We start from the raw sequence: 20,782 nt of genomic DNA, 5'->3' as shown, positions 1-20,782 counted from the left end.
CCAACGCAGTCGGGGAATAAGGTCGGCGGGACAGCGCCCCCCTCTGTCCTGCCGGACATCTCCCCCTCAAGTGGGGAGATTGGCTGTTTCGGCGACACCGCCATGCCAGCAGTTCCAACCTACGTCCCCACCAATCCCTTCAGCCGGTACAGCGCCTCCAGCGCTTCCCTGGGCGTCATCTCGTCCGGGCTGATCGCACCGAGCGCGTCACTGAGCGCGTCATTCTTCGCCGGCTTCGGCGCTTCCCGCTTCACGGCCACGGAAAACAGCGGCAGGTCGTCGACCAGCCGGTTCGTCTTGCCCGAAACCTCGCCTTCCTCGAGCTGGTGCAGCACTTCCTTTGCCCGATCGACAACCGCTTCCGGAAGGCCGGCGAGCCGCGCCACCTGCACGCCGTAGGAGCGGTCGGCCGCGCCTTTGCCGACCTCGTGCAGGAAGACGACGTCGTTCTCCCATTCCTTGACCCGCATCGTGACGTTGTGGAGCCGCGCCAGCTTGCCGGCAAGCGAGGTCATCTCGTGGAAATGGGTGGCGAAGATCGCCCGGCAGCGGTTCTTCTCGTGCAGATATTCCACCGCCGCCCAGGCGATCGACAGGCCGTCGAAGGTGGCGGTGCCGCGGCCGATCTCGTCGAGGATCACCAGCGCGCGTTCGCCCGCCTGGTTGAGGATGGCCGCCGTCTCGACCATCTCGACCATGAAGGTCGAGCGGCCGCGGGCCAGGTCATCCGAGGCGCCCACGCGCGAGAACAGCCGGTCGACGACGCCGATATGGGCCGATGTCGCCGGCACGAACGAGCCGGTCTGGGCCAGGATGGCGATCAGCGCGTTCTGCCGCAGGAAAGTCGATTTACCGCCCATGTTGGGCCCGGTCAGCAGCCAGATCGCGCCGTTCCTGGCGCTGCCCTCCGGCGACAGGTCGCAGTCATTGGCCACGAACGGCCCTTCGCCCGAGCGCCGCAGCGCCTGCTCGACCACCGGATGCCGGCCGCCGCTGATCTCGAAGGCGAGGCTGGAATCCACCACCGGCCTGCACCAGGCCTCGCTCTCCGACAAAAGCGCGAGTGCCGCCGACACGTCGATCACGGCAAGCGCGTCGGCGCCGGCGCGGATCTTCTCCGCCTCGCCCACCGCTTCCGCCGTCAGCGCATCGAAGGCGGCAAGCTCGATGCTGAGCGCGCGATCGGCGGCGTTGGCGATCTTGGTCTCGAGTTCGGCGAGTTCGGTCGTGGTGAAACGCATGGCGTTGGCCATGGTCTGGCGATGGATGAAGCGCGCCTTGGCGCCGTCGCTGCCGGTCATCACCGCATGGTGATTGGCCGTCACTTCGATGTAGTAGCCGAGCACATTGTTGTGCCGGATCTTCAGCGAGCGGATGCCGGTCTCGTCTATCAGCGAACGCTCTAGTCCGGCGATCACCTTTCGCGATTCGTCGCGCAGCGCCCGCATCTCGTCGAGCTCCGGGTGGTAGCCGCCACGGACGAAGCCGCCATCGCGCTTCAGGAGCGGCAGTTCCTCGCCAAGCGCCTGCGTCAGATGCCCGGCAAGCGCTTGCGGCAGCGCCCGGATCGCGGCGAGCGCCGCCGCCAATTCCTGGGGCGGGGCGGTCGCGGCGAAGGTCTCGGCGATCGCGCCGGCCGCCTCGAAGCCGGCGCGCAAGGCGCCGAGGTCGCGCGGGCCGCCGCGGTTGAGCGCCAGCCTGGACAGCGCGCGTGGCATGTCGGCAACGCTCTTCAGGCTCGTCCGCACCGCCTGACAAAGCCGTGTCTGGGAACGGAAGAACGATACCGAATCGAGCCGTGCGCCGATCGCGGCAGGGTCGGTTAGCGGCGCCATCAGCCGGTCGGCGAGCAGCCTTGCGCCGCCGCCGGTCACCGTGCGGTCGATCGCCTTGAACAGCGAGCCTTCGCGGCTGCCGGAAAGCGTGCGCAGCAGCTCCAGATTGCCCCGCGTCGCCGGATCGATGAACAGCGTCGAACCCTGCTCCTCGCGCTCCGGCCGCGACAGCGGCGGGCGCTCGGCCTTCTGCGTTTTCTCGACATAGGCGATGGCGCCCGAGATCGCCGACAGTTCGGCGCGCGAAAACGTGCCAAAGCTGTCCGGCGTCGCCACGTCGAAGAAGCGGGCGATGCGCCCGGTGGCCGAAGCCGAATCGAACAGGCTCGGCGGTTGCGGGCTGGCGACGCGGCCGATCAGGTCGAACACCGGCTTCAACTCCGGATCATGGAACACCGGCTCGGCAACGATCAGCTCGCGCGGATCGACGCGGAATATGTCGGCCAAAAGCCGGTCGGCGGTGGTCTCGGTGACACGGAAGGCGCCGGTCGAGATGTCGATCCAGGCCAGTGCGAAACTTCCTTGGCCACCTGTCGCGCCACCGCGCTCCCCGCCTCTTGGCTCGGACCCACCCTTCACCCGCCCCAGCGCCATCAGGAAGCTCGATTCCGATGGCGCCAGCAATTTGTCCTCGGTGATGGTGCCCGGCGTCACCAGCCGCACCACGTCGCGGCGCACGACGGATTTCGAGCCGCGCTTCTTGGCCTCGGCCGGATCCTCGATCTGCTCGCAGACGGCGACGCGAAAACCCTGGCCGATCAGCTTCTGCAGATAGTCGTCGGCCGCATGCACCGGCACGCCGCACATCGGGATGTCGTGGCCTTGGTGCTTGCCGCGCTTGGTCAGCACGATGCCCAGCGCCCGGCTCGCCTTCTCGGCGTCGTCGAAGAACAGCTCGTAGAAATCGCCCATGCGGTAGAACAGCAGCGAATCCGGGTTCGCCGCCTTGATCTCGATGAACTGCTCCATCATCGGCGTGATGCCGGCCGTGCCGGGCTGCATCGGCGACATCGCCTCGGGGGCGTCGGGCTCGTTCGGGCTATGCATGTTCATGCGCGGCACGCTAGCAGATGTGACGGCGGGGTTTAATGGCGGGAACTCGAAAAGCAGGGGAAGACTGCCGCGCTGACCTGCATCGGGTGATCGCTTCGCGGGCATTGCAACGAGACGACAGCGGACCGTATCATCTGTGCTGGGAGGGCAGGGTCGATGGACAGCTTCGGCCAAAGGGAATTCGAGGAGATGATCGGTTCAGTCCGTTCGCCTTCCGGGCGACCGCGACGGGACATTGCCTCGCGCGCAGGCAGTCTTCTTGGCAAGGTTCGGCTTTCAGCAGCTAAGCGGATACCCTTCCTGCTTCCTGTCCATGGCCCTCTGCGGGATCTCGACGGCGGCATGGTCGTTTCGGTTTATGCGGTCAGTCACGATCCGTTGATACTCTACACGCCGATCGGTGGCGCGCGCCCGCTCTCCACCATTGCCGCCATCGGCCGACGTCTGGCAAAGCGGCGTGCGACCTTGCTGCTGTCCCCGAACTGGACATTGGAGCGGCCGGCGGTCGTCGCCAGGATGGGCAGGGATCTCATCTGGTATCGCGAGCGATTTCCGCTTCACGAGCTGCTTTTCTTCTGCAACACCGAGGAGGAGCGGCGACTTGTCACTATGGCCGGCGGCACCGCGATCGTCTCCAACCACAATCTCATGGTCTCTGAGGAGATGTTCCGCCCCCTCCCGGAGGTGCGCGTCGCATTCGATGCCGTTTACAACGGCCGAATCTCGCATACCAAGCGGCATTATCTCGCGCTCGACATTGAAAGGCTGGTCCACATCACCTTTTCGATTGGCGAGATACCGCCAGCCGGTGCACGTGCCTTTATCCGCCGCTTGCAGGCACAATCGCCGCTGCACCACATCGCCAACGCGATCGCCGACGGCATGACCACCAAGCTGCCCGCGCCTGAGGTCAATCGCGTATACAACCAGGCCGCCGTTGGCCTTTGCCTATCGGCCGAGGAGGGGGCGATGTATTCCTCGATGGAGTACCTGATGGCCGGGCTGCCGATCGTCAGCACTCCCAGCCTCGGCGGACGCGACGTCTACTTCGATCCGGATTTTTGCACGATCGTGGAGCCCGACCCCACCGCCGTTCGCCGCGCCGTCGAGCGGCTGCGCGACCGCGCCATACCGCGTGAGGAAATCCGCGGCAGGACGCTGGAAAAGGTTCGCGCTCACCGCGCCGAGTTGATGGACTACCTGTCGGCCTTGTTGCGGCGCAAGGGCAGCAGCGCTCCGCCATTCGAGACATGGCCGTTTTCAGGCACCGAAGGCCTGACACGCTGGGCGCCGGTGCGCGATCAGGCGCTGCACATCGCGGCGCTGCCGGTCGCCTGAACATTTTCGGTGACCGGCGAGACATCGCCCTGACGGGTGCAGGTTTACAGCGGCGGCATCTGGCCTTAATCCGGAACGACAAGAAGCACCCGTCTCAAGCGGTGCTGAACGGGTGAGGAAACCAAGACATATGGCCAGGAAAACCGAGAACAGCGGTCCGTCCGTCAGCGCACAGGAAGCACTCGAATTCCACGCCATGGGTCGGCCCGGCAAGCTGGAGATCGTCGCCACCAAGCCGATGGCGACGCAGCGCGATCTGAGCCTCGCCTATTCGCCTGGTGTAGCGGTTCCTGTTCTGGCCATCGCCGAGGACCCCAGCCGCGCCTTCGACTACACGACGCGCGGCAATATGGTAGCCGTCATCTCCAACGGCACCGCCATCCTTGGCCTCGGCAATCTCGGCGCGCTGGCCTCCAAGCCAGTGATGGAAGGCAAGGCGGTGCTGTTCAAGCGCTTCGCCGATGTCGATTCCATCGACCTCGAGGTCGACACCGAGGATGCCGACGAGTTCATCAACTGCGTACGCTTCCTCGGTCCGTCCTTCGGCGGCATAAACCTGGAGGACATCAAGGCGCCGGAGTGCTTCATCATCGAGCAGCGGCTGCGCGAATTGATGGACATCCCGGTCTTCCATGACGACCAGCATGGCACCGCCATCATCTCCTCCGCCGGCCTGATCAATGCGCTGGAGATCACCGGCCGCGACATGAAGACCACGAAAATGGTCTGCAACGGCGCCGGCGCGGCAGGCATCGCCTGTATCGAACTGATGAAGGCCATGGGCTTTGCGCCGGAAAACATCATCCTGTGCGACACCAAAGGCGTGGTCTTCCAGGGCCGCACCGAAGGCATGAACCAGTGGAAGTCGGCACATGCGGTCAAGACCGAGGCGCGTTCGCTGGCCGAGGCGCTCGACGGCGCCGATGTCTTCCTCGGCCTCTCGGCAAAAGGCACGCTGACCACCGCCATGGTGCGGTCGATGGCCAAGAACCCGATCATCTTCGCCATGGCCAATCCCGACCCGGAAATCACGCCGGAGGAAGTGGCTGAAATCCGCACCGATGCCATCATGGCGACCGGGCGTTCGGACTATCCGAACCAGGTCAACAACGTGCTTGGCTTCCCCTACATCTTCCGCGGCGCGCTGGACGTACGCGCCACCACCATCAATGACGACATGAAGATCGCGGCGGCCCGTGCGCTGGCGGCATTGGCGCGCCAGGACGTGCCCGACGACGTTGCCGCCGCCTACCAGGGCAACCGGCCGAAATTCGGACCCAATTATATCATCCCGGTGCCGTTCGACCCGCGCCTCATCTCGGCCATTCCGATCGCCGTCGCCAAGGCGGCGATGGACTCGGGGGTCGCCCGCAAACCGATCCTCGATCTCGACCGCTACGCGCAGGAGCTGTCCGCCCGTCGCGACCCGATCGCCTCGACCTTGCAGCGCATCTACGATCGCGTGCGCCGCCAGCCCAAGCGCATCGTCTTCGCCGAGGGCGAGGAGGAGCAGGTCATGCGCGCCGCCGTTTCCTATGTGAACCAGCGGCTCGGCACCGCCATTCTGCTCGGCCGCGACGACGTCATCAAGGAGAACGCCAGGCATGCCGGCATCGACCTCGACAAACAAGGCCTCGAGATCATCAACGCGCGGCTGTCGCGCCGCAACTCGATCTACACCGACTATCTCTACGAGCGCATGCAGCGCAAAGGCTTCCTGTTCCGCGACTGCCAGCGGCTGATCAACAACGACCGCAACCACTTTGCCGCCTGCATGGTGGCGCTGGGCGATGCCGACGGTGTCGTCACCGGCGTCACCCGCAACTATTCCACCGCGCTCGACGATATCAGGCGCATCATCGACGCCAAGCCTGGCCACCGCGTCATCGGCGTCTCGATCGTGCTTGCGCGGGGCCGAACAGTGCTGGTCGCCGACACCGCCGTGCACGACATGCCGAATGCCGAGCAGATCGCCGATATCGCCGAGGAGGCGGCGGGCTTCGCGCGGCGCATGGGCTATGAGCCGAGGCTTGCCATGCTCGCCTATTCCACCTTCGGCCATCCGCAGGGCGAGCGTTCCGAGCGCATCCAGGAGGCCGTGCGCATCCTCGACAAGCGCCGCGTCGATTTCGAATATGACGGCGAAATGGCCGCCGACGTCGCGCTCAACGCCCGCGCCATGGCCCAATACCCGTTCATGAGGCTGACCGGCCCGGCCAATGTGCTGATCATGCCGGCGTTCCACTCGGCCTCGATCTCGACCAAGATGCTGCAGGAACTCGGCGGCTCGACGGTGATCGGCCCGCTGCTGGTGGGACTGAACAAGCCGGTGCAGATCGTCTCGCTGAACGCCAAGGACTCAGACATCGTAAACATGGCGGCGATCGCGGCCTACACGGCGGGGGCTTGATCAGCGAGGTTCGAACCCGCGCGGCCTTCACCCCGGCGCGAATACGCGCGCGGCCTCGACGACCTCGTCGACCTGGTCCTGGCGGAGCAGGTCGATCGGCATGCGGCCGTCGAGCTCAGCCGCGGGGCGCGTCATCCATAGCCACGCCAGCCTTGGATTGCCGATCAGGGACAGCACGCCGCTTATGCCCGCCACCGGCCTGCCGTCGACGAACTGCGCCAGCGGGAAGACATGCTTGCGGCCGCCCTTGCGCAAGGCAACGACGTCGCCCCGCCTTTGCCAGCGGTGCAATGTCGACCGCGCAATGTGCAAATTGTCTTCCAGGTAGGTCGAGCCGGCGACCCGTCCCGCCCAATCCTCGATCAGCATCGATTCGAGATCGTCGGATTGGTTGCGTGGGCTCGGCAGGGCCCGCCCATCGACATCCGCGAGCGATGCCGCCGGCGAGCTTGTCGCGGTGCCGGCCTCGCCGCGCCGCGCGGCTTCCGCCGCCAGCGCGCGCACGAATTTCGAGGCGAGGCCGGGAAGGTCGGCATGGATGGTGTCGATGGCGCGCTGGTGCTTCGGCGACAGCAAGGTGACGGCGGAAGCTATGCTGCCGGCGATCTTGCCCACTGAGACCATGGTGGGCTTGTTGATGGCCTCGTCATACCGGGCGAGCGCGCGTTCGACGTGCTCCGCGACCATCGCCGCGAAGTCGTCCTGCGTGATACCGGTAGGGATTGGAAATCTGTTCATGCATCTGTCTTCTCGGCCGCACTCCTCCCCGACTGCGGCCGTTGTTCAAGGGCTATGGTGAAAGCGGAAATCGTACTGGCAACAGATGCAGCGACCCGACAAGATGCTGTCTTGCATTTCTACATCCCAACTGACTGAGGGCGCCCCGAAATGTCAGTCGCGGAGCGCCTCGATTTGCGTGTAGGTGCGATGTGTGACAACTGCGCGACGGGAGCGGGACGTCGACGCTGCCGATCTCCCCCCTCGTGGGGGAGATGCCCGGCAGGGCAGAGGGGGGCGCCGTAGAGCGCAGACCTGCTGTATCCTCGCGACTAGGCGAGAACGAGCCTGAGGGCGGAATTGCGATCAGCTGAGATGTTCGCGGGACAGCGCCCCCCTCTGGCCTGCCCGTCCTCCGCAGCAGCTGCGGAGGGTGGACCGGCCATCTCCCCCACGAGGGGGGAGATCGGCAGCTCGACGATCGCTACAGCAATCCCGCCTGTTCGGCTTCGCGGCGCAAGTTCTGCCGGGGCCTTGGTCCGATCTGCTGGATAACTAAGCCGGCCGCCAGTGAGCCAAGGTCGCCGCAGGTCTGGAGGTCGCGGCCTTGCGTGTAGCCGTGCAGGAAGCCGGCGGCGTAGAGATCGCCGGCGCCGGTCGTGTCGACCAGTTCCTTGATCGCGGTCGCCTTGATGACCACCGTCTCGTCGCCGCGCACGATGACCGAACCCTTTTCAGACCGCGTCACGGCGGCGATACGGCAATCTTTGCGGATCTGCGCCAGCGCCTCGTCGAAGGACGATGTCTGGTAGAGAGACTTGATCTCGTGGCTGTTGGCGAAGACGATGTCGACCGTGCCTGAACGCATCAGATCCAGGAACTCATCGCGATAACGGTCGACGCAGAACGAATCCGACAGCGTCATCGACACTTCGCGGCCCGCTGCGTGCGCCAGCTTGGCCGTCTGTCGGATCGCTTCCTTGGCCCTTGGCGGGTCCCACAGATAGCCCTCGAAATAGGTGACCTTGGCGCCGGAAGCCTTGTCGGCCTCCACGTCCTCCGGGCCGAGTTCGACGCAGGCGCCGAGATAGGTGTTCATCGAGCGCTCGCCGTCGGGGGTGACGAAGATCATCGAGCGTGCCGTCGGCGGCTCGCCCTTGAGCGGCCTGGTGTCGAAGGCGACGCCTTGCGCATGAATGTCGTGCGCGTAGATCTCGCCGAGCGCATCGTCGGAGACCTTGCCGAAGAAGGCGGCGCGGCCGCCGAAGCTGGCGACACCGGCCGCCGTGTTGCCGGCGCTGCCGCCAGACGCTTCGATCGCCGGGCCCATGCGGCTGTAGAGCAGTTCGGCGCGATGGGTATCGATGAGGTTCATCGCACCCTTGATGATACCGTTGGTCTCGAGGAATTCCTCGTCGCACTGGGCAATGATGTCGACAATGGCATTGCCGATGCAAAGCACGTCATAATCCGGCATCGAAGTCTCCGCCAAAACCCAGCCGGCTTCTTGCCACGCCGGCCGGGCGCGGGTCTAGCGATTCGCAACGGCTTTGCCTAGACGCGGCGCGCAACTTTGGCGAATCACGCCAGAACAGGTCGAAATCCTGATCGTCGCCAGGCACGGCGACAATTCGACCGTGGCCGAAGCATTTCGCCGCGGCGTCGCCTACAACACGGTTGTTCGATCCCGGCCCGAAGTGAGCCAGCCCATGCGCGCAAGAAACGATTTGACCACAGATTTGGCGCTGCTCGCCCTGCTGGCGGTGCTGTGGGGCGCCTCCTACACTTTCATCAAAATCGGAGTCGAGACGATCCCGCCGGTCACGTTTATTGCCGCTCGCACCTTGATCGCCGGCGGCATCCTGTTTGCAATCATCTGCTGGCGCGGGCTCGCCATGCCGGGCGATGCGGCAAGCTGGCGCCGTTTCGCCTTCCAGGCATGCCTCAACAGCGTCGTGCCGTTCACCTTGATCGCGGCGGCCGAGCGCTCGGTCGATGCCGGCCTCGCCACCATCCTGAACGCGACCTCGCCGATCTTCACCTTCCTGCTCACGGCGCTGATCACCCGCCACGAGCCGGTCACGACGCGCAAACTGCTTGGTGTCGGCGCCGGCATTGCCGGCATCTGCCTCATCATCGGCACCCAGGCGCTGGATGGTCTCGGCCACCAGCTCTGGGCGCAGCTTGCCATCGTCGCGGCAACGGTCTGCTATGCAGGCGCCGCGATCTTCGGTCGTGGCTTCAAGGGCCTCGACCCGATGCTGCCGGCCGCCGGGTCGATGCTCTGCGGCGCAATCATGCTCGTGCCGCTCAGCCTTGTGTTCGACCAGCCGTGGACGCAGATGCCATCGACCGCGTCGATCCTGGCCCTGCTCGCCCTGTCGGTCTTTTCGACCGCGCTGGCCTTCGTCATCTATTTCCGCCTCATCCAGACGCTGGGTTCGGTCGGCACGACGTCGCAGGCTTATCTGCGCGTGCCGATCGGCGTCGGCATCGGCGCCCTCTTCCTCGGCGAAAGCCTGGGTTCGACGGCATGGCTGGGAATGGGTTTTATCGTTGCTGGCGTCGCTGCCATGACCATCCCGGTTCGAATGCCGGCGCTCGCTCGATAGCCAAGGCAATCGCTTCAGACCAATGACAGTTTCCGACTTGGGGCGGAGACCGACAATTGTCGAAGTCAGCGGCAGGCAGGGCGGCGCCAGCGTTCGGAAATAGCAATCCGTGCTTGTGACGGGCAAGCGGGTCTCTTATTTGCGGGACGGTCTAATCGATCTGAGGTTGGAAGCATCGTGATCTCCAGCGCCGCCCGCGCCGCCGCCAGCCAGTTGTTCTCACCTGAGTTCCGTCCGGTGTTCACCAAGACGCTGGGCCTGACCTTGCTGGCGCTGGTGGCCTTGTGGTTCGGTTTGGCCAGCCTTGTCGAGTGGTTGGCCCTGCCGTGGCTCCACACGTTGTTGCCTGGCATGCCGTCCTGGGCAGGCTGGCTGGGCGGCATCATTGCCGCCATCGCGCTTGCCTTCGGCATGGCGCTTTTGATCGCGCCGGTGACCGCGATCGTCGCCGGCCTTTTCCTCGACGATGTCGCCGAAGTGGTCGAGCGTACCGATTATCCCGACGAGCCGATCGGGCGCGCCATGCCGGCTCTGCGGTCGCTGGTGCTGTCGATGAGATTCCTCGGCGTCGTCATTCTCGGCAACATCGTCGCATTGCTGCTTCTCCTGGTGCCGGGCATCAACATCGCCGCTTTCTTCATCGTCAACGGGTATCTGCTCGGGCGCGAGTTCTTCGAATTCGCCGCAATGCGCTTTCGCCCGGAGGAAGAAGCCAGGAGCCTGCGCAGGCATTATGCCGGCACGGTGTTTCTTGCCGGGCTGGTGATATCAGCCTTCCTTGCCGTGCCGCTGCTCAACCTGGTGACGCCGCTCTTCGCCGCGGCCATGATGGTTCACCTGCACAAGGCGATTTCGGCGCGGGAAGCGGCCAGATCCGGATATAGGCGCGCTTAACGCAACAGGAACCCGCGTCCGAGCTCGTCATCGGCTTCGACGATGAATTCCGCTCGCCCGGAATAGTAGGCGCGGCCGCCGACGCGGGCGATGATTGCCTCGTGCGGGCCGGCTTTGGCCGGCCTCGCCACGGCTCCGGAAAAACGCGAGCCGGCGATGCTCTCGAATGTGCGCGTCTGCCCGATGCCGATCTCGCCCTTGGCGTGCATGGCCGCCAGCCGGGCGGTGACGCCCGAGCCGGTCGGCGAACGGTCGACTTCGGCTTCGGCGAAGACGCAGATATTCTTCGTTACCCCGCCCGAAAACGCGTCGAGGCCGTCGGTCAGGATGGTGCCGTAGAGAAAGGCGAGATCGGCATGGTCGGGATGCCACAGCGGAAATTCCTTCTTCAGCTTTCCAGTCAGCGATGTTGCGGCATCGACGAAATCGCGCACCCGGTCGCGACCGAATTCGAGGCCGAATTGGTGGCAATCGGCCAGCGCGTAGAAGGCGCCGCCATAGGCGACGTCGAAGCCGATCGTGCCATGGCCTGGCAGTTCGATGTGCTGGTCGCCGGCGAACAGGAATGCCGGCACGCTTTCGAACGACACCGCGCCGGCCTTGCCGTCCCTGATCTCGACCGAGGCGATGACCAAACCGCACGGCGCCTCGATGTTGACCGTCGTCACCGGCTCCCGCTTCGCCACCAGCCCTTCATCGACGGCGTAGCGGCCGAGCGCGACGATGGCATGGCCGCACATGGTCGAATAGCCCTCATTGTGCATGAACAGCACGGCGAGATCGGCTCCGGGCAGGTCCGGTTCGACCAGCAAGGCGCCGTACATGTCGTAGTGGCCGCGCGGCTCGAACATCAGGATCTTTCTGAGATGATCGAGATGGTCGCGCACATAGGCGCGCTTTTCCAGGATGGTGCCTTTCGGGATATCGGGATAGCCGCCGGTGACGATCCTGAGCGGCTCGCCACCCGTATGCATGTCGACGACGGCAAGTGTCATGCAACAGGCCCCATCAAGCCGAAGGTTCGGCGAACAGCGCCTGCAATTTGCCGAACGGCATGGCGGCGCGGGTGAAGCCGAACGTACCGTCCTGCTGGATCTCGCGCGCTGCCGTCTCCAGCATGCCATAGGCGAAATTGGTCAGCCATGGCCCGAGCGAGATGCGTTTCACGCCGGCCATGGCGAGGTCGGCGACGGTGAAGCCAGGTCTCGCCATGACGTTCACCGGCTTGGTGACTGCCGCGCAGATCGTGCGGACCATTTCGACGTCGCCGATGCCTGGCGCATAGAGCACGTCCGCGCCGGCCTTCTCGAAGGCCTGCAACCGCTTGATGGTGTCGTCGAGGTCGGACTTGCCCCATAGGAAATTCTCGGCTCGCGCGGTGAAGACGAAATCCCGCTTCAACGCGCGGGCCGCCTCCACCGCCGCCGCGACGCGTTCGACCGCGTGCGAGAAATCGTAGATCGGGTTTTCCGGATCGCCGGTGTGGTCCTCGATAGAGCAGCCGGCAAGGCCGGCCGCTTCAGCCGCGAAGATAGTCTCGGCGGCTTGCTCGGCGCTGTCGCCCTTGCCCTTTTCGAGATCGGCCGAGACTGGCAGGCTGGTCGCTGCCGTCACCTCGCGGCAATGGTGGATCATCGCGTCGAATGTTACAGCCCCGTCCGGCAGGCCGCGCGAAAAGGCAAAGCCGGCGCTGGTCGTCGCCAGCGCCTTGAAGCCGAAGGAACCAAGCAGTTTCGTCGTGCCGATGTCCCAGGGGTTGGGCATGACGAAGCTCGATGCATGCAGGTCACGAAAGATCTTGCCCTTGTCCATGAGAATTCCCCCATCATGTGCGGTTGGCGAAGTGGATTCTAGCTTGCTGTCCTTGCCCGGGCAAACGAATGCCGTTGGCTCAGAAGCGTTTGGCGTTCTCTGCTGACAAACGCTCATGCGTGGCCGCGAGTTGCCGGTGCCAAGCTAGCACGGACAATCGAGGCCCTACGACCCATGGGCTGAAGATCAGATCAGTGGATGGGCACCAGTCCGGCGAGTTCACGCATGTCGTCGAACAGGATGCCGCCGGCCTGGATCAGGCCGTCACGGTCGGAATGGGGATCGCCATGATAGGAAAACACCCGCATGCCGGCGGCGATGCCTGCCTGCGTGCCGGCGACGCTGTCTTCGATGACGATGCAGTCGGCTGGCGCGAAGCCCATCGTCTTTGCCGCATGCAGGAACAGGTCGGGAAACGGCTTGCCACGGGCGACCATCGTCGAACTGAACATCGCATGCTCGAACAGCGGCAACAGCCCGGTCTGGCCAAGCGTGATGTGCATCTTCGACACCCTGGCCGAAGTGGCGACGCAATAGGCGATGCCGGCCGCGCGGACGGCCTCGATGAACTCACGGACGTAGGGAATGGCCTCGACCCCGTGCGCGAACAGGTCCGGCAGGCCGGCATTCCAGCGCTCGACGAAATCGGCCCCGAGCCTGACCTCCGTCTCCTCTTCGATCTCTTTCTGCACCGACGCCATGCTGCGGCCGGAAAAATTCTTGCGGCAATGTTCGAAGCTGGTCGCATAGCCTGCGGCCGTCAGCCATTCGGCGAGGCGCCGATTGGCAAGATTCTCGGTGTCGACCAGAATCCCATCGCAATCGAAGATGACGAGTTTCGGCAGGGGACCTTGCATCAGGCGGTGCCAGTCGATCCGAACCCGCCAACGCCCCGTGTCGTGCTCCCGGCCAGCGAACGCTCCTCGATCGCCATTTGCGTCACCGCTGCGAAAACGATCTGGGCGATGCGCATGCCGCGCGTCACGGCAAAGTCTTCGTCGCCGAGGTTGATCAACAGCACCTTCACCTCGCCGCGATAGTCGCTGTCGACGGTGCCGGGCGTGTTGAGGCAGGTCAGCCCGTGTTTGAAGGCGAGGCCCGAGCGCGGCCGCACCTGGCCTTCCATGCCTTCCGGAATTTCCAGGATCAGCCCTGTCGGCACCAGGGCGCGTTTGCCCGGCAGGATCAGCAACGGCCTGTCGTCAGGCACCGCGGCACGCAGGTCCATGCCGGCGGCGCCGGTGCTTTCATAGGCGGGGAGGGGAAGTCCTTCACCATGGGGCAACCTGACGATGCCGACAGTCGGACCGATGACGGAGGGAGTTTGAAGGGCTGCGCGCATAAAATCGATCCTATCGGCGCGAACGGCGATTCGGTCAACTCGACTACACCGCTATCAACGGCTTTCTTTCGGGCGTTACTATGGCTTAGTTTCTCGGTGCAGAAGTTTTGGTGGGTTGGTTGCGCTGACGGATCGGCGACTGGCGAGAAGACCCATCGCTTCATCATCCTCGGGTCTTGGTGGCGGAGCTTCGCTCCTGCGTCGGCCAATCTCGAATGCGCCGCCGTTAGCGCAGTTCCATCGGAACGACCGTCGTCTCCTTGATCTCCTCCATCACGAAGGAGGCGGAAACATCCGACAGCGCCACCTTGGCGATCAGCCGCTGATAAAGCCGGTCGTAGGCCTTCACGTCGGCGACGCGGGCACGCAGCACATAGTCGAGATCGCCGGACATGCGGTAGACCCCGATGATCTCCGGAAGACCGGTGACCGCCGCGCGGAACTTCTGCAACCAGTCGGGATCGTGATTGGACGTACGGACCAGAATGAATACCGAAAGGCCAAGCCCGAGCTTGTCTGCGTCGACCAGCGCCACCCGCCCGGTGATGACGCCATCCTCTTCAAGCCGCTTGACGCGGCGCCAGCATGCGTTGCGCGACAATGCCACCCGTTCCGACAACTGGTCGACCGACAACGTGCCGTCGCGCTGCAACTCGGTGAGCAATTTTCGGTCGATTTCGTCGATTTCCAACGTCATGTGGGATGTTTGTCCCGCGGACTGGCCAAACGCAAGGACATTTTGAGACCAATGAACCGACGAAGCATGTCAGGATACTCATATCAGGAACTTCAAAGCGCTGAAGGGGAACCAGCATGTCGGTCGCAAGGATTTTTACCTCTCATCCGGCCAAGGTCGGCGAAACCTATTTCGGCCATATGGCCTTTGCCGCTTGGTTCTCATCGCGGTTGCTGATGGCGGCTTGTGCAGCGCTCGTTCACGCTTTCTTGCCATTTCTGTTTGAGACTACCGCCAGCCGAATCGTTCGCGAACTTTACGAGCGGACTCACAACAGAGGCACACACGCGATCAAGGAGCCTGCGGCTCTTATGGATCGCGCCTAGAGGACGACAGAAGCGATGTGCCGATGGGCGGCCTATCTCGGTGAAGCGGTCTTTCTCGAAGACATCCTCACCGCGCCCTGTCACTCGCTGATCGCCCAGAGCCATTGCGCCCAGGAGGCGAAGTCGCCGACCAATGGCGACGGCTTTGGCCTCGCCTGGTATGGCGACCGGCCGGAGCCCGGCCTCTACCGCGACATCCTGCCGGCCTGGTCCGATCCCAATCTGAAAAGCCTGTGCCGGCAGATCAAATCCGGCCTGTTCCTCGCCCATGTGCGTGCGTCGACCGGCGGCGCTACCAGCCGCATGAACTGCCATCCCTTCGTGTCCAGCAACTGGTCTTTCATGCATAACGGCCAGATCGGCGGTTTCGAGAAGATCCGCCGCGCGCTGGAGAATTCGCTGTCCGATGCCATCTTCGACCAGCGCGAAGGCACCACCGATTCCGAATTGTTTTTTCTCCTGATGATCGACGAAGGCCTGCCGGATGACCCGCAAGGTGCTGTCTCCCGCGCCACCAGCCGGGTAATCGAGGCGTCGCGCCGCGCCGGTCTCGATCCGGCGCTGAAGCTCACCGCCGCCTTCTCGGACGGACAGGCGCTGCATGCGGTGCGCTATGCCACCGACGCCCACGCGCCGACGCTCTACACCTCAGTCCTGCGCAAGGGCGGCGGCCGCTGCATCGTGTCCGAACCCTTCGATCGCGAGGGCGGCGACTGGCAGGCGATCCCGCCGTCGAGCTTCGTCACGATGGCCCGTGATGGCATTGCCATTCGTCCGTTTGTTCCGGCCGCGGCGAAGCTGGCACTGGCCGTCTAGTCGCAAATGAGGCCAACGTCGCGGGACAGCGTCCTCGGCAGGCTACCACCATTCAGGGGCTTTGCGGCGCGCTGGAATGCCTCAGCCAATGGCGATCGAAGACATCGAGGATGGCGCGGAACTCGGCCGGCGGGACCTGGTGGATGCCGCCATCGCTGCCCCCAACCAGGAACCGCATGAGCTGTCGGTCGATCTGCTCCGGCTGCTCGATGGTTATGCCGAGCGTTGCCAGATCCTCCGATATCGACTGGTCGGGCAGCAGGTATCCGCCCCACAAGGTGGCGCCTGGCGCCGGATCGCGCAGGCGTACGACGAGGATTCTTGTCAGTGACGGCAGCGCCTCCGGGCCGATAATGGCGGTTCCGCACATATAGCCGCCAAGCACGCTTCCCGGCTGCGACTGCGGCAACAGGCTGATGAAGAACTGGGCATCGCCGCCGGCTTCCTTCAGATGCACGTAAAGAGCGCGTTTGGCCGGCGTGACCGGGCCGCCAAGCACCAACTGGCCCGTCGGCAAGGCTTCGCGATAAGTGGCGGTCAGACCATGCAGGCCAGGTCCTGCCTCGATCGACAGGATGCCCTTGATGAACTGGCCGCGATAGTAGGGCGACCAGGCGCGTGAATAGCATGCGTAGGTTCCGGTCAGCGCGAAGGCGAGGCTACGCTCCTCATGGCTGGACGAGGTCTCGAATTGAGTGACGGCGCGGCGTTCGAGCACTGCGCTGTCGATGCCGTGGCGGGCCGCTATGGCGGCGGTGAAGTGCGGCAGGTCGCAGTCGGCGATCCATGCGCCTGGCTGCTCCAGGCGAAGCAGCTTCGCCCAATCGTCATAGACACTGTGCTCGCGTGGCTGGGCGCGGCCCTGCAGCCATTTGTCGGCGCGGCCGAGGTCGAACGCGGTCTTCGGATTGACGGCCCGGAAAGCCGCCGCCAGTTCCTTGCGGGTGACGGTCCCCAGCAACGCCGAAGTCAGCCGCAATTTCTGCGCAATGTGCTGTGCCATACGGCGGCTCCTTGCTGCTCGCTGTCTGCCACAACACGCGGCGACCTATTCTCCCATTTTTACTTTACCATTGGCTAATATTCCAGGAATTCCAGAGAATTCCACGGTATTCCACACGGGCTGCCTTTTCGGTTCGCGGGCCGGCGCTAAGCTCGCGGAGGGCAAGGGGCATATCGTCGGCAAAAAACGTGCTGAACGTGGGCTGAGCACGTCCCTTCCTTCGCAGAGCGTGACACGCTCCAATTCGAGCAACGGCGAAACCAGGCTCAAGGACCCTGGTAGCAACCGAACCGTAATGCCACCTCAACCTGAAGGAACGACCAGATGACCTCAAACGCCTCTTCCAGACTGACGTTCATTGTATTCACCGCGGGTTGTATCGCTTTGGCGCTGCTCTTCCGATACGCCCCGGCGGGTGAATTTCCTTCGAAATATGTCAGGGCCGCACCCGTGGCACTCGCCGCAAAGCCGACGCGCATCGACGTCGACAATGAGGCGCACGCCATACGCTTCTACGTCGATGGCAAGCAGGTCGCCTTGCTCGATCAGTCCGGTTTCAGGCAGTGAGCCACGAAGCAGCGCATGGCCGCGGGGCTGTTTGAGACGACTTGCGTGAGACGAGAACTTGGGCGTGATGCATCGGGGATCCAGAAAATGCGGAGCGCTTTGGAGCCAGAGAGGAAAACCGTCATGAAACTCGTTTTGTCCGCATTGCTGGTGCTGTTTGCCTTGTCGCAGGCAGCGGAGGCGAAGAAGAAAGTTCTGCTGACGCCGGACGATGCCGCCAAGGCGCAGGCAACCCGGCCGCCGCTCGACAACGCATCGACAGGCGGGATTAGGCCGGCTGCGGATGCAAAGGCGCCAGCCACCGACGGGACGCAGTACCCGCCGGCGCTGTATTTCAATTTCCTGTAGGCTGTTGCTCGCCGGCGCCGGATCGATGACCCGCGCGGCCATTGACCGGCGGCTTTCGCCGTCCACGAGGCTATTGAGCGAAGCGCGACAAGCCATAGGGCGCTAAAAGCGGATCGCGCTCGCCGTCGAGGATTTCCCGGGCCGCGAACAGGCCGACGGCCGGCGCCAGCGTGATGCCGGAATGCATCACGGCGACGTAGAGACTGTCCATGCCATCGGCGCGGCCGATGATCGGAAAACCGTCGATTGGCGTCGGCCGATAGCCGACCGTGTGAAAATCCAGTTCCAGCCCCTCGCTGCCGCGCAGCATGGCTCTCATGGCCGCGAACAGTTCGCGGACAGTGACTTGCGGATCCATGCCCGGGTCGGCGCCCCCGAAATCCGAGCCGGCGATGATGCGGCCCTCCGCCGTCTGGCGCATGTGCAGCCGCTCGGCCAGCACCAGCCCGTTGAGCAGCTTTTGGTAAGGTCGCGAGTGGACGATCAAGCCGGGCGGCGTTTCGATCGGTAGGTTGACGCCGACTGTCGCGGCGACATGCTGCGAGCCGGCACCGGCCGCGATCACCACTTCATCGGCGGCAACAACACCGTGCGATATGTCCACGCCGCTAATCTTGCCGCCGGTCCCGGCCAGAGCCGTGACCGTGCTGGAGATGATGCGTGCGCCATGTCGTTCCGCATCGGCCAGCAGCGCACGAGTGGCGGCCACCGGCTCGGCGACGCCTTCGGCGGCCACATGCAGCGCAAAATCTGGGAGTTCGGCGAGATTGGGTTCGATGCGCGCCGCGTCGTCACGGCCGACGCGGCGGATGCCGTAGCCCCAGGACAAATGCTCTGTGGCATAGGATTCGAGCTTGTCCGCCGGTAGGTCCCAGCACAGGCCACCGCACCAGGAGAGCGGAATGCTGGGCAGTTGTCGCGCCAGCCGTGTCCATTCGCCCATCGCGCGGGTACGCAGCCGGAAATACGGCTCCGGATTGCCCCAGCTTGCATTGATCCAGGCAAAGGAGTTCGGCGTCGCCACCCCGCCGGCGGCACTGTCGGCAATGACCGTCACCCGTGCGCCCGCCCTGGTCAGATGCCACGCAATCGAGGCGCCGATAATGCCGGCACCGATGACGATCACTTCTTTCGCGGTGTTCATGTCGACCCTCGATTGAACTGGGCCTTTTGATGCCATCGCGGCAGGCCCATCTCAAGTCCCAGCAGGTCAATCCGGGCAAATCTGTTCGACAGGCCGGAAAAGCGCTGCTAGAAGCCGGCGCCACAGACAGGATTCCAAAAATTGGCTGAAGACATCGAACAGGCGGTATCACGCCGCCGTACCTTCGCGATCATCGCGCACCCGGACGCCGGCAAGACGACGCTCACCGAAAAGCTGCTGCTGTTCGGCGGCGCCATCCAGCTTGCCGGCGAGGTCAAGGCCAAGAAGGACCGCATCCAGACCCGATCCGATTGGATGAAGATCGAGCGCGAGCGCGGCATTTCGGTCGTCACCTCGGTGATGACCTTCGAATATGAGGACAATGTCTTCAACCTGCTCGACACGCCCGGCCACGAGGACTTCGCCGACGACACCTACCGCACGCTGTCGGCGGTCGACTCCGCCGTCATGGTCATCGACGCCGCCAAGGGCATCGAGCCGCGCACGCTGAAGCTGTTCGAGGTCTGCCGGTTGCGCGACATCCCGATCATCACCTTCATCAACAAGATGGATCGCGAAAGCCGCGATCCGTTCGAGATACTCGACGAGATCGAGCAGAAGCTGGCGCTCGATACCGCGCCCATCACTTGGCCGATCGGCCGTGGCAGGACGTTTTCCGGCACTTACCACCTGGCGCTGAACGCCGTGCGCAAGGGCGACGACGAGAAGGAGCGCGCGCCGGTCAACGGTCCCGATTCGAACCGCGTCGCCGGCCTGCTGCCGGAAAATGAACGCGAGGCCTTCATCGAGGAACTTGAACTGGCGCGCGAAGCCTGCCGTCCGCTCGACATCGACGCTTTCCGCGAGGGCCATCTGACGCCGGTCTATTTCGGCTCGGCGCTGCGCAATTATGGCGTGCGCGACTTGATCGAGGCGCTCGGCGCCTTTGGTCCGCCGCCGCGCGCGCAGGAGGCCGACACCCGCAAGGTCGAGGCGACCGAGGAGAAGATGACCTCCTTCGTCTTCAAGATCCAGGCCAATATGGATCCCAACCATCGCGACCGCATCGCCTTCGTGCGTGTCTGCTCGGGCAAGCTCGAGCGCGGCATGAAGGCCAAGCTGGTGCGCACCGGCAAGCCGATGAGCCTGTCGGCGCCGCAGTTCTTCTTTGCCCGCACCCGCGTCACCGCCGACGAAGCCTTTGCCGGCGACGTCGTCGGCATACCCAACCATGGCACGCTGCGCATCGGCGACACGCTGACCGAGGGCGAGGAAATCCTGTTTCGAGGCGTGCCGAATTTCGCCCCGGAAATCCTGCGCCGTGTCCGCCTGGGCGACGCCATGAAGGCCAAGAAGCTCAAGGAAGCGCTGCACCAGATGGCCGAGGAGGGCGTCGTGCAGCTGTTCTCGCCCGAGGACGGCTCGCCCGCCATCGTCGGCGTCGTCGGTGCGCTGCAGCTCGACGTCCTGAAGGAGCGGCTGAACTTCGAATACACGCTGCCCGTCGAATTCGAGATGTCGCGCTTTTCCGTCTGTCGCTGGATATCGGCCGACGACAAGGCGGAGGTCCTCCGCTTCATAGAGGCGCATCGCGGCGACATCGCCCGCGACCTGGACAACGATCCGGTATTCCTCGCCCAGCACGCCTTCTCGCTCAATTACGAAGCCGAACGCTGGAAAGCGATCCGCTTCGCCACGATCAAGGATTACCAGGTCCGCGACAAGGCGGCGTAAGGCCCCGCTTTTTCCTTCTCCCCGTTCACGGGGAGAAGGTGCCCGAAGGGCGGATGAGGGGCAGCGCCGACCTCGAAAACCAACGGGCAATTTGC

The 20,782-nt window shown here is 64.3% G+C and carries 19 protein-coding genes; 9 read left to right on the top strand and 10 right to left on the bottom strand.

Features of this window, described 5'->3' with window-relative positions; translation table 11 throughout:
- Positions 1-119: 119 nt before the first annotated feature.
- Positions 120-2,888, bottom strand: coding sequence for a DNA mismatch repair protein MutS (gene mutS, locus NKJ26_RS04575; protein WP_352694032.1), 2,769 nt, complete (start codon positions 2,886-2,888; stop codon positions 120-122).
- Positions 2,889-3,230: 342 nt separating this feature from the next.
- Between mutS and NKJ26_RS04570 the strand changes: the two genes are divergently transcribed.
- Together NKJ26_RS04570 and NKJ26_RS04565 are read left to right on the top strand one after the other, a co-directional pair.
- Positions 3,231-4,226: a glycosyltransferase gene (locus NKJ26_RS04570; RefSeq protein ID WP_352694030.1), complete on the top strand. Its 996-nt coding sequence runs from the start codon at positions 3,231-3,233 to the stop codon at positions 4,224-4,226.
- Positions 4,227-4,356: 130 nt separating this feature from the next.
- A complete protein-coding gene (locus tag NKJ26_RS04565; RefSeq protein WP_352694028.1) occupies positions 4,357-6,636 on the top strand; it encodes an NADP-dependent malic enzyme in 2,280 nt (759 codons plus the stop codon).
- Positions 6,637-6,663: 27 nt separating this feature from the next.
- On the opposite strand, the gene NKJ26_RS04560 is transcribed toward NKJ26_RS04565, so the two are convergent.
- Together NKJ26_RS04560 and NKJ26_RS04555 are read right to left on the bottom strand one after the other, a co-directional pair.
- The gene (locus NKJ26_RS04560) at positions 6,664-7,374 is read right to left on the bottom strand and encodes an antitoxin Xre/MbcA/ParS-like domain-containing protein (RefSeq protein WP_352694026.1); all 711 of its coding nucleotides are present in this window, start codon (positions 7,372-7,374) and stop codon (positions 6,664-6,666) included.
- 463 nt (positions 7,375-7,837) lie between these two features.
- Positions 7,838-8,830, bottom strand: a complete 993-nt coding sequence (locus NKJ26_RS04555; RefSeq protein ID WP_027023726.1) for an adenosine kinase — start codon at positions 8,828-8,830, stop codon at positions 7,838-7,840.
- Between the two features lie 232 nt (positions 8,831-9,062).
- Between NKJ26_RS04555 and NKJ26_RS04550 the strand changes: the two genes are divergently transcribed.
- Both NKJ26_RS04550 and NKJ26_RS04545 read left to right on the top strand, forming a co-directional pair.
- Complete coding sequence (locus NKJ26_RS04550; protein WP_352694274.1) at positions 9,063-9,965, top strand: EamA family transporter; 903 nt, start codon at positions 9,063-9,065, stop codon at positions 9,963-9,965.
- Positions 9,966-10,142: 177 nt separating this feature from the next.
- Positions 10,143-10,859 carry a sulfate transporter family protein gene (locus tag NKJ26_RS04545; RefSeq protein WP_352605351.1) on the top strand — a complete coding sequence of 239 codons (717 nt, stop codon included), beginning with the start codon at positions 10,143-10,145 and terminating at the stop codon, positions 10,857-10,859.
- Here NKJ26_RS04545 and NKJ26_RS04540 read toward each other — a convergent pair.
- The 5 genes from NKJ26_RS04540 to NKJ26_RS04520 all read right to left on the bottom strand — a co-directional run bounded on the left by NKJ26_RS04540 (position 10,856) and on the right by NKJ26_RS04520 (position 14,710).
- Positions 10,856-11,854 carry a proline racemase family protein gene (locus tag NKJ26_RS04540; RefSeq protein WP_352605354.1) on the bottom strand — a complete coding sequence of 333 codons (999 nt, stop codon included), beginning with the start codon at positions 11,852-11,854 and terminating at the stop codon, positions 10,856-10,858. The two genes, NKJ26_RS04545 and NKJ26_RS04540, sit on opposite strands and share 4 nt — an antisense overlap.
- Before the next feature lie 13 nt (positions 11,855-11,867).
- Entirely contained in the window at positions 11,868-12,671 is an 804-nt protein-coding gene (locus NKJ26_RS04535; protein WP_352605357.1) for an isocitrate lyase/PEP mutase family protein, read from the bottom strand.
- Positions 12,672-12,862: 191 nt separating this feature from the next.
- Positions 12,863-13,528 (bottom strand): HAD family hydrolase, encoded by a 666-nt coding sequence (locus tag NKJ26_RS04530; protein ID WP_352694023.1) that lies wholly within the window; start codon positions 13,526-13,528, stop codon positions 12,863-12,865.
- Positions 13,528-14,013 carry a dUTP diphosphatase gene (gene dut, locus NKJ26_RS04525; protein ID WP_352694021.1) on the bottom strand — a complete coding sequence of 162 codons (486 nt, stop codon included), beginning with the start codon at positions 14,011-14,013 and terminating at the stop codon, positions 13,528-13,530. The genes NKJ26_RS04530 and dut overlap by 1 nt, the downstream gene beginning before the upstream one ends.
- A 226-nt stretch (positions 14,014-14,239) precedes the next feature.
- A complete protein-coding gene (locus tag NKJ26_RS04520; protein ID WP_352694019.1) occupies positions 14,240-14,710 on the bottom strand; it encodes an Lrp/AsnC family transcriptional regulator in 471 nt (156 codons plus the stop codon).
- A gap of 116 nt (positions 14,711-14,826) precedes the next feature.
- Between NKJ26_RS04520 and NKJ26_RS04515 the strand changes: the two genes are divergently transcribed.
- Positions 14,827-15,075: a DUF6356 family protein gene (locus NKJ26_RS04515; protein WP_027023718.1), complete on the top strand. Its 249-nt coding sequence runs from the start codon at positions 14,827-14,829 to the stop codon at positions 15,073-15,075.
- A 15-nt stretch (positions 15,076-15,090) separates the two neighbouring features.
- Positions 15,091-15,891 carry a class II glutamine amidotransferase gene (locus tag NKJ26_RS04510; RefSeq protein WP_352694017.1) on the top strand — a complete coding sequence of 267 codons (801 nt, stop codon included), beginning with the start codon at positions 15,091-15,093 and terminating at the stop codon, positions 15,889-15,891.
- 52 nt (positions 15,892-15,943) lie between these two features.
- On the opposite strand, the gene NKJ26_RS04505 is transcribed toward NKJ26_RS04510, so the two are convergent.
- Entirely contained in the window at positions 15,944-16,894 is a 951-nt protein-coding gene (locus NKJ26_RS04505; protein ID WP_352694015.1) for a hypothetical protein, read from the bottom strand.
- Between the two features lie 324 nt (positions 16,895-17,218).
- Here NKJ26_RS04505 and NKJ26_RS04500 point away from each other — a divergent pair, with 324 nt between their 5' ends.
- A complete protein-coding gene (locus tag NKJ26_RS04500; protein ID WP_352605369.1) occupies positions 17,219-17,461 on the top strand; it encodes a hypothetical protein in 243 nt (80 codons plus the stop codon).
- A 123-nt stretch (positions 17,462-17,584) separates the two neighbouring features.
- Positions 17,585-17,809 (top strand): hypothetical protein, encoded by a 225-nt coding sequence (locus NKJ26_RS04495; protein WP_352605371.1) that lies wholly within the window; start codon positions 17,585-17,587, stop codon positions 17,807-17,809.
- Positions 17,810-17,879: 70 nt separating this feature from the next.
- On the opposite strand, the gene NKJ26_RS04490 is transcribed toward NKJ26_RS04495, so the two are convergent.
- Positions 17,880-18,953: an NAD(P)/FAD-dependent oxidoreductase gene (locus NKJ26_RS04490; RefSeq protein WP_352694013.1), complete on the bottom strand. Its 1,074-nt coding sequence runs from the start codon at positions 18,951-18,953 to the stop codon at positions 17,880-17,882.
- Between the two features lie 141 nt (positions 18,954-19,094).
- Here NKJ26_RS04490 and NKJ26_RS04485 point away from each other — a divergent pair, with 141 nt between their 5' ends.
- Positions 19,095-20,687, top strand: coding sequence for a peptide chain release factor 3 (locus tag NKJ26_RS04485; protein WP_352694011.1), 1,593 nt, complete (start codon positions 19,095-19,097; stop codon positions 20,685-20,687).
- Positions 20,688-20,782: the final 95 nt, after the last annotated feature.

Source organism: Mesorhizobium sp. M0152, assembly GCF_040322415.1.
GTDB lineage: Bacteria > Pseudomonadota > Alphaproteobacteria > Rhizobiales > Rhizobiaceae > Mesorhizobium.
The sequence above is the reverse complement of the archived record's forward strand: the minus strand, read 5'-3'. Positions and strand labels throughout refer to the sequence as shown.